Annotated in this window: 7 protein-coding genes; 1 reads left to right on the top strand and 6 read right to left on the bottom strand. The window is 35.2% G+C overall.

Translation table 11 applies throughout. The features are described 5' to 3' along the window. From G7034_RS03940 to G7034_RS03915, 6 genes are all read right to left on the bottom strand, one after another. On the bottom strand, window positions 1–256 hold a 256-nt coding region (locus G7034_RS03940), incomplete at its 3' end, for a transposase (protein WP_166399221.1). Between the two features lie 66 nt (window positions 257–322). Further along, entirely contained in the window at window positions 323–1,327 is a 1,005-nt protein-coding gene (locus G7034_RS03935) for an IS256 family transposase (RefSeq protein ID WP_166399666.1), read from the bottom strand. Between the two features lie 168 nt (window positions 1,328–1,495). Beyond that, on the bottom strand, window positions 1,496–3,658 hold the full coding sequence (locus G7034_RS03930) for a S46 family peptidase (RefSeq protein ID WP_394351934.1): 2,163 nt from the start codon (window positions 3,656–3,658) through the stop codon (window positions 1,496–1,498). Window positions 3,659–3,685: 27 nt separating this feature from the next. Next, on the bottom strand, window positions 3,686–4,975 hold the full coding sequence (purD, locus tag G7034_RS03925) for a phosphoribosylamine--glycine ligase (protein ID WP_166399664.1): 1,290 nt from the start codon (window positions 4,973–4,975) through the stop codon (window positions 3,686–3,688). Between the two features lie 222 nt (window positions 4,976–5,197). Continuing rightward, a complete protein-coding gene (locus tag G7034_RS03920; protein WP_166399663.1) occupies window positions 5,198–6,871 on the bottom strand; it encodes a S8 family serine peptidase in 1,674 nt (557 codons plus the stop codon). A gap of 2 nt (window positions 6,872–6,873) precedes the next feature. After that, window positions 6,874–7,734 carry an MBL fold metallo-hydrolase gene (locus G7034_RS03915; protein WP_166399662.1) on the bottom strand — a complete coding sequence of 287 codons (861 nt, stop codon included), beginning with the start codon at window positions 7,732–7,734 and terminating at the stop codon, window positions 6,874–6,876. Window positions 7,735–7,905: 171 nt separating this feature from the next. Between G7034_RS03915 and G7034_RS03910 the strand changes: the two genes are divergently transcribed. After that, on the top strand, window positions 7,906–9,750 hold the full coding sequence (locus G7034_RS03910; protein ID WP_166399661.1) for a cation:proton antiporter: 1,845 nt from the start codon (window positions 7,906–7,908) through the stop codon (window positions 9,748–9,750). Window positions 9,751–9,762 lie beyond the last annotated feature (12 nt).

Raw genomic sequence — 9,762 nt, 5'->3', positions numbered from 1 at the left:
CTTCCAACTCAATTTCCTTGTTACTTAAAAGCTTACGCAGTATTCTATTTTCCTCTTCTGCTTGCTTTAATTCTTTGCTACGAGTGTCATAGGTGACTTTTAACCCTGCTTCGCCTTGGCTATCAAATTTCTTCTTCCAACTATAGAAAGTGGCCGTACTGACCTTATATTTACGGCAAGTCTCAACGGTTCCTAATTCTTCAGATGAGGACAGAATTTTTAGTTTCTCCTCTAAACTCCATTTCTTGTATTTCATATCTCAAAAGTAGTATTTTGAAATTTAAAATATCACTCCGAACTTATTGGGGGCTAAAATATAACATCAGTTGAGTCTTTCTATCCAGTTGGTGGTGTATATCATATTTCGCATTCGATAATCATAGTTATAGTAGGTAAAATAGTAGTGAGTTCTGATATCCTCTTTTTTTCTTGTAAAGCTTTTGTAATACTTACTCCATTTATCGCACATCTGGTTAAAACGTAACACTGCTTTTGCCTCGGTATCTTCCTTATTGTTGGTGTAAAACACTTCTTTAAAATCTTCTGCAAATTCTTCTTTGTGTTTTGGTTTTACATAGCTTGACATATGACGTTGGAGATGAACTACGCATAATTGTATAGCAGCTTTAGAGAAGTGGAATGATATACTGTTTTCTATCCCTGAGAGCGCATCGCTTACAAATAAATCTATCTCTTTAACCCCACGTGACTTAATGTTTTCAAATATCGCCTTCCACTGTTCAGCTCCTTCTGTGGGGGAGTTATATATTCCTAAAACCTCTCTTGTTCTGTCAGGTCGAACTGCAAGTAGTACGTAATATGCTTCTTTAGAAACGCTATCTACTCGCTTGGTAGGTAAGAACACACAATCAATATAAACAATAGGATAGTAGCTTAATAAGGGGCGACTTAGCCATTCGCTGACCTGTTCTCTTGCACTATTGAACATTCTACTTACATGAGAAGTAGAATACTTCCTGCCATAGATAATATCAAATGTTTCTCCTACTTGATCAGTAGTAAGTCCTTTCTTATATAAATCAAAAGCAATAGCGTGTGCCTCTGCTTCTTGATTTTTTAGAAGTGCTAAAATAGTAGGATAAAAGCCATTTCGTGTACGAGGAACGGTTAGTTCAATAGATTTTTGATGTCCAAAAGCTCGACGTTTGCGATAGCCATTACTATAATCTTGATGAATTTCATTAAAGATTTCACGCTCTGATTTCATTATAGCTTCGAGACTTGTTTGTAAAATTTTGTTTAATCCGTCTTCTTCATTGATAATACTTTCAATAATTTCAGTAATTTGCGTCTGTGTAAAGTTCATGATATTTGTTATTTAAATTTCTCGATTTAAAAATATCAATTTTTGGACTTTACACACTTTTTGGGACAGTATCTCTTTCTAGGAATTTCTAAGGTAGAATCTAGCTTTATAAATCTTGATATTGAAAAAAAGATAGAGCCGAGAGCAGGTTCTCGGCTCTAAATTATTTTAGTTTCTACCAAAAATCCACCAGCCTTTTTTCTTCTTTTCTTCAACTTCTTCTTGGGTTGAGTTGGCTTTTGGGTGAACTAAGTTCATTTCTTCAATTAAATGACCTGCATCACCAAATTTATCAATAACAAATAGGATGTAACGCGCATCTACCATTATGTTTCTACAGATTTCTGGATCGTAGTAGAGGTCTGACATGGTACCTTCCCAAACACGGTCAAAATTTAATCCAATAAGGTTTCCGTGGGCATCAATAGCTGGACTTCCAGAATTTCCGCCAGTGGTTTGGTTGGTGCCAATAAAACCGATAGGCATTTTTCCGTTGGCGTCTGCATAATTCCCAAAATCTTTGTTTTCATGCAATTGCAGTAACTTTTCTGGTACGTCAAATTCGTAATCGTCTGGCACGTATTTTTCCACCACACCATCTAAATAAGTAACATGGTTGTAATATACAGCATCTCTTGGTTGGTAGCCTTTTACTTGACCATAAGTAACGCGTAAAGTTGAGTTAGCGTCTGGAAAATAGCGTTCATCTGGTAAGACTTCCATCATAGCCGTCATGTAGATTTTTTGCGTTTCGGCAATTTCTGTCTGTATGCGCTGATAGTTAGGGTTGATGATTTGATAAAACTCCGTAATGTAATCTTCTGCAAAATTGTACAAAGCATCATTTTCAATAACTTCAACCACTTTTTCAAGTTCACCTTCAAGGGCTTTTATAGCCATGGCTTTATTGGTAAAAATACTGTTTTTATATAAATCTCTAATTTGCTGTTTTGAAACTTGGTCATCGTACAAAGGAAAAATACTTTCTGCCACCGACTGGTCCACTCGTGCATTAAAGTTTTTGTAAACGCGCTCTAACATTGGGATGATGTTGGCTTGAGCTTGTTTAAACTGATTTTCGCCTTGATCTGCACTTTGCTTAAGCTGGTATAATCGAAATGAAATTTGAAGTAATTCGGTATTGGTAAAAAAGACCTCTAAAAAGTTAGAACGTTTAACGGCAAAAGGCTCAAATTCTTGGTACTGCGTTTCAAAAATTGAAAATAAATCACCATAAGCCTCTTCCTTTCCTTGGGCTTTTACAGCCTGCATAAATCGTTTTTCAAAGTCTTTTTTAGTCTCAATAGCGCCGCTTTCTTCTATACCAAGATTTTCACCTTTCCATTTTTTCCAGTAATTAGCTATTCTTGCTTGTTTTGAAGCATATTGAATTCTAATCTGATCATCTTGTTGCATGTAAGCATCAATTTGCTCTAATGCTTTTTCTCTAATTTCAATATTGGTAGGATTTACTTTTTGGGTTATTTGCTCAACAGCAATGGCAGGCAAATATTGATTTGTTCTTCCAGGAAAGCCAAAAACCAAAGTAAAATCACCTTCTTGAACTCCATCTAGTGAAATTGGAAGTGAGTGTTTTGGTTGGTAAGGTACATTATCTTCACTGTATTTTGCGGGGCGATTATGTTCATCGGCATAAATTCTAAAAATAGAAAAATCTCCCGTATGTCTTGGCCAGACCCAGTTATCGGTATCTGAGCCAAATTTACCGATGCTTGAAGGAGGTGCACCAACCAATCTTACGTCTTCGTATTTTTCAGTAATAAACATGAAATATTGATTTCCTGAGTAAAAAGATTTTACGTTAGCATCTTGCCAAAGTTCTTTATCGGTTTGCTTAATTAATTCAGCCTGTTTTTCATCTAAAGCTGCTTGCTTTTCTTTTAAATCCATATCCTCTGAAATAACGGATAGCATTTCTTCGGTTACTTCTTCAATTCGAATGATAAACCTAGCATACAAATTTTCATTAGGCAATTCTTCATCTAAAGACATGGCCCAAAAGCCATCTTTTAAATAATCATTTTCTAAGCTAGAATGCGATTGAATTTGACCAAATCCGCAGTGATGATTGGTGAGCAGAAGTCCTTGGTTAGAAATTACCTCACCTGTACAGCCTCCGTTAAAATGCACAATAGCATCTTTTAGGCTAGAATTGTTAACGTCATAAATATCTTGAGCAGTGATTTTTGCACCCAAGGCTTGCATTTCTTCTTCATTGTCTCCTTCTAGTAATGAAGGAATCCACATGCCTCCTTGTTGAGCTAAAACAGGAAAGGCTATAAATAGTAATAAAAACTTTAGTGATTTAATCATTTTGTATTGTTTATTTTAAGTGTATTAATTGCTGTAATTTTCTAAATCCTTACCTATGTCTGTTCGGTAGTATTTGCCTTCAAAATCAATAATATTAGCATATTTGTAGCTAATAGCTAAGGCCTCTTTAAAATCATTTCCAAAAGCAGTTATAGCTAAAACACGTCCTCCGTTGGTTTTAATTTGCTTTTCCTCACTTTTTGTTCCTGCGTGAAAAACAATAGCATCTTCATTTACTTGGTCTAGTCCTGAAATACTTTTTCCTTTTTCGTAAGCCTCAGGATATCCTGCAGAAACCAACATTAAAGTAGTTGCTGTTTCGTCTTTTAGTTGAAAGTCAACTTGGTCTAAACTTTGATTTTTTAGATGAGTAAGTGCTTCTAGTAAATCAGATTGAATTCGTGGGACAACAACTTCTGTTTCGGGGTCACCCATGCGTACATTGTACTCAACTACTTTGGCTTGGTTACCAACTTTCATCAAACCGATAAAAACGAAGCCTTTATAATTGATGTTTTCTTTCTGAATTCCTTCAATAGTAGGTTTTACAATATCGTTTTCTACGTGTTTCATGAAAGCTTCATCAGCAAAAGGAACGGGCGAAATTGCTCCCATTCCTCCTGTATTCAACCCCGTATCACCTTCACCTATACGTTTGTAATCTTTAGCATTGGGAAGAATTTTATAATTTTTTCCGTCGGTAAGTACAAAAACACTCAATTCTATGCCGTCTAAAAATTCTTCAATAACTACTTTAGAAGAGGCTTCTCCAAATTTTTGTTGGGTGAGCATTTCGTCTAAAGCATTTTGAGCTTCGTGTAAGTCATCTAGGATTAAAACACCTTTACCAGCGGCTAAACCATCGGCTTTTATTACAAAAGGGGGTGTTAAAGTAGCTAAAAAATCTTGACCTTTTTTCACTTGCGAAGCAGTAAAGCTTTGGTAAGCTGCAGTTGGAATGTGATGTGTTTTCATAAATTCCTTGGCCCGTTCTTTACTTCCTTCTAGCCTAGCTCCTTCTTTAGATGGACCAACTACATGAACGTGAGCAAGTGCTGAATCATTGGTGAAAAAATCTTGAATTCCGTTTACTAAGGGGTCTTCAGGACCAACAATAAGCATTTCTATTTGGTGACTAATAACCAAGTCTTTTACATCGTCAAAGTGATTAGGATTAACCGATAGATTGGTAGCAATTCTTGCTGTTCCTGAATTTCCTGGGGCAACAAATAGCTTTTCGCATTGTTCACTTTGTGCTATTTTATAAGCTAAGGCGTGTTCTCTACCGCCACTTCCTAAAATTAAAATATTCATTTTTAGCGTATTTTATGACGCCTCAAAAATAATTGTTTGTAAGTTGTTACCCTAATCAAAATGAAATTAAATTAATGAGTTTTAATGAAACAGAATAGCCTTCATAGAGGAAAAATTCAAATTTAAACCTGGTGTACATTCTAAAATGTTTATCCTTTTCACAAAAAAACAGCTGCTCTCAAACTTGAAAACAGCTGTTTTTATTTAGTAATTAAGTTACTGCTAGTACTCCTTAGCCAAGATTAAAGCATTGTATAAGTTGGCAATTTTTCCAGATACAGAAAGCTCTTTAAAAGGTCTTTTATCTGAAGTATCTCCACCAACAATAACACTTCCATTATAATCTAAACCACTTTCCATTATAATCTCTTTTACTTGTGCTGCTGAAAGTTTTGGATAATAAGAACGAATTAGCGCAGCAATTCCAGCTACAGCCGGAGCGGCCATTGAAGTTCCTTGTAAAAATTCATATTCATCTAGTGGTGTAGAAGAATAAATTTGAGAACCTGGCGCAAATACATCTACCGATTTTTTTCCATAGTTTGAAAAGCTTGATACCATTTTTTCTCCATAATTAGGTGTAATCGAACCAACATTTAAAAAGTTAGTTACAATTTCTTCAGAATTTTCAGGAGTTTGATCGTTTGGATAAACACGAGCATCATCTAAGTTTAAAGCATCATTTCCAGCTGCATTAACAATTAAAACATCGTTTTCATCGGCGTAACGAATAGCATCTTCTACAACTTCTGGGTAGGGAGAAAAATATTTCCCAAAACTTGTATTGATTACTTTTGCTCCGTTATCTACTGCGTAACGCAATGCATTAGCAATATCTTTATCATACTCATCTCCATCGGGAACGGCTCTAACCGACATAATTTCTACATTGTGAGCCACCCCTCTTAAGCCTTTGTTGTTAGTTCGATCTGCAGCAATAATACCAGCAACGTGGGTACCGTGTTTAGCATCTTCCTTTTTGGGGTCTGGGCCGGACACTTGATTATTTCCATAAATAATTACTGAAAAGTCGTTTTCATCATCTCCTAATTTTTCAGCTCTTGCATTTAAATCAACATTAAAATGCGAATCTACTCGACCACCAAAATACTCTACAGCATCACCAATTTGGTCAATCACATTATCTAAATCTTCATCAACATTGTTCATGAAATTAAGCAAGAAGTTTTTCTGATCTCTTAATTCTGAAGAATCGGTAGAAAAAACTTTTAATTCGTCTTTAGTGAATTTTTCAACGCCCATTGCGTTAGCAATGCTTGCTCTACCCTGCTTAATATTAGCAATCATATTTTCGTAGCCCATTTTTTGAGCATTTGCTTTTCCTTTTTCCTTTTTTAATTCTTCTTTCGCTTTAGTATATAAATCGAACCATTTAAGATCTTCTTCAGCAACGTCGTCGCGTTCAACTCCATCAAATTGTTGGTTATAATCTCTAAATATCCGGGTGTATTCCATGTTTTCTTCAACAATATCGCCTAGGAAATTCCAACCGTTAATATCATCGATGTAGCCATTTCCATCATCATCTTGACCGTTTTCAGTTTCTTTAGGGTTAACCCACATCACTGAAGCTAAATCTTCATGTTCGTTATCAATTCCGCTATCAACAACGGCAACAATAACTTTATTCCCTTTTTGATCGCGAATAATTTCTTGATAAGCACGATCTACACTCATCCCTGGGATGGTATCGGTAAGCAAATCTGCAGAAGACCAATGTTTCAATTGTTCTTCCTCAATACTTGCGTTTTTCTTTAAGCTAGAATCCGATTTAATGGATGCTGCATCAAACTTTAACTTTGGTCCACAACTGGCTAATAATAGTCCACTAATTGCGAAAACTGATAAATTCTTAATTGTTTTAATTTCTCTCATTTTTATTCATTAAATAGTTCGTCAAATGTATAAACTTTATTCAATCTTGGTCCTTTTTCTGTCATTTTTAAATCAATAATCTCATTATGAGCATCATGCTCAAGAAATATGAAGTAATTTTGATCAACAGCTTCTTTTAAAAAATCTTTCTTTTCTTCTAGGGTTAGCAGAGGTCTAGTATCATATCCCATGACGTAAGGTAAAGGAACATGACCTGCGGTAGGGAGCAAATCTGCAGCAAAAACTATTTTTTTGCCTTGGTAATCAATAATTGGTAGCATTTGTTTATCGGTATGACCATCTACAAAAAGTACTTCAAAATTAAAATGCTTGTAAAACGTTCTTTTCCCTTTTCTTTCTAAAAAATTTAACTGACCCGATTCCTGCATAGGTAATAAATTCTCTTTTAAAAAAGAAGCTTTTTCTCTAGCATTAGGTTCTGTAGCCCATTTCCAATGCTCTTTATTTGTCCAAAACTTCGCGTTTTTAAAAGCTGGTTCGTAGCCTGTTTTGTCTTTGTTCCATTGAATACAACCGCCACAATGATCAAAATGCAAGTGCGTCATAAACACGTCGGTTATGTCGTTAGGATGAAAGCCTTTATTTTTTAAGGATTTTTCTAAACTATGGTTTCCCCAACGGTGGTAATGACTAAAAAACTTTTCACTTTGTTTATTTCCCAGGCCAGTATCTATTAAAATTAACCGATCTCCGTCCTCAATTAGCAGGCTGGTAGCGGCCATATCGATTAGGTTATTAGTATCGGCAGGATTCGTGCGTTGCCAAAGGCTTTTTGGCACCACTCCAAACATAGCGCCACCATCTAATTTAAAGTGACCGGTTTCTATACTGTGTAATTTCATTAAAGTTATTTTTAGCAGTTTTAAAACTTAAGCCCAAATTTATTTAAAATAAAAGAAAAACTAGCGTTAGATTATTCAAAATTTAATAATTATGCAAATTACAAAAAGTAATGCATCTAAAATTTTGCGTTCTTTTTAATTGTAGTATTTTTAACATCAGAACAAAACGCAATGCTTGAACTAGCTGGAATTATAATTTTAGGAATTACTGCACAATGGGTAGCTTGGCGACTCAAAGTGCCGGCCATCTTACCGCTCATTATTATTGGCTTAATGGTAGGGCCAATTGCTACGCTTTATACCGAAAATGGAGAAAAACTAATTGAACCGCTTTGGAATGGTGAAAAAGGGCTTTTTCCTGGCGAAAGCCTTTATTATTTTGTTTCTTTAGCCATAAGTATTATACTTTTTGAGGGCGGGCTTACTCTTAGGCGAAGTGAAATTTTGAATATTGGGCCTGTCATTGTAAAATTAATTTCGGTAGCTGTTATTATTACCTTTATTGGTGCTGGTATTGCAGCGCATTTTATCTTAGACTTGAGTTGGCAAATTTCACTTTTATTCTCTGCATTAATTATTGTTACTGGGCCAACGGTAATATCTCCCATTTTAAGAAATATTCCACTTCGTAGAGATGTAGCTTCCATTTTAAAATGGGAAGGGATTTTAATTGATCCTGTGGGTGCGCTTGTTGCTGTTCTTGTCTTTGAATTTATATCAGCTGGCGGAGGCGAAGCATACACCACACAAGCGCTTACTGAATTTGGAAAAATTGTACTTTTTGGCTTTACTTTTGGCTTCACATTTGCCTATGGGTTAAGCTTTTTAATCAAAAAGAAGATAATTCCTAATTACTTAATGAATGTAGTTACCCTAGCTACTGTTCTTGGCGTATTTGTATTAGCCGATAACTTTGCGCACGAAAGTGGGCTTTTAGCCGTGGTTGTTATGGGAATAATTATGGGAAATACAGATTTACCCAACTTCAAAGATTTGCTTTATTTCAAAGAATCTTTAAGCGTTTTACTCATATCAATTTTATTCATTTTACTTTCAGCAAACATTAACATTGAAGATTTATTATTGGTCTTCAATTGGTCAAGCCTACTTTTGTTCGCAGTAGTGGTCTTTATTGTTCGCCCACTAGGAGTCTTTTTAAGTAGCATTAACTCAAATTTGAACATTAGAGAAAAGTTATTTATTAGCTGGGTAGGCCCAAGAGGTATTGTAGCCGCTGGCATTGCCTCTTTATTTGGGCTAGAACTGATGAAACAAGGAGTAAAAAGCGCAGAGTTAATTACCCCTTTAGTATTCATGATTGTACTAGGAACAGTCTTACTAAATGCCACTACTGCCCGTCCGTTTGCCAAGCTAGTTGGCGTATTTCAAAAAGATTTAAAAGGAATTTTAATTATTGGCTCTTCCTCATTTTCGCGAATAATTGCCAAGTACTTAAAAGAAAATCAACGTGAGGTAGTGATTATTGACAACAATGCTAGCAATGTAAAATTAGCTAAAAATATGGGTATTCAAGCCATTAATGCCAATATTTATTCAGATGATTTATCTGAAAACTTAGAACTTTCTGACATGGGTTTTTTAATGGCGCTTACAGGGAACGCTTCAGTAAATCAAAAAGCAATTGAAAACTTTAGCGACCAATTTGGTGAAAAGGGAACCTACAGAATTATCTCTTCTGAAGAAATGCGTGATCCTAATTTAAATCCTGAGCAAAGCTTGTTTTCCCATACTGATGATTATATTAAGCTAGTGAATTTAGCAAGGAAACATCCTGAAATTAATGAATTAAGTATAAAAGACACAGAAGATTTTTTACATCAACTTTCTGAATTAAATACCAGCATCAATAGTGTTCCACTATTTATCAAGACCCAAGAGAATGATATTCAAATTCTTCCCGCAGACCCAGCACAACTGGCTATTCAAGGAAATGAAAAAATTGTTTATCTTGGTCAAAAAATAAATCAGCTTTCATCCGAAGCTGCCCAGGACTAAATTAAATTATTT

Source organism: Psychroflexus maritimus (genome assembly GCF_011089875.1).
Classification (GTDB): domain Bacteria; phylum Bacteroidota; class Bacteroidia; order Flavobacteriales; family Flavobacteriaceae; genus Psychroflexus; species Psychroflexus maritimus.
Note: the sequence above shows the minus strand (reverse complement) of the source record. Positions and strands in the feature narration are given on the sequence as shown.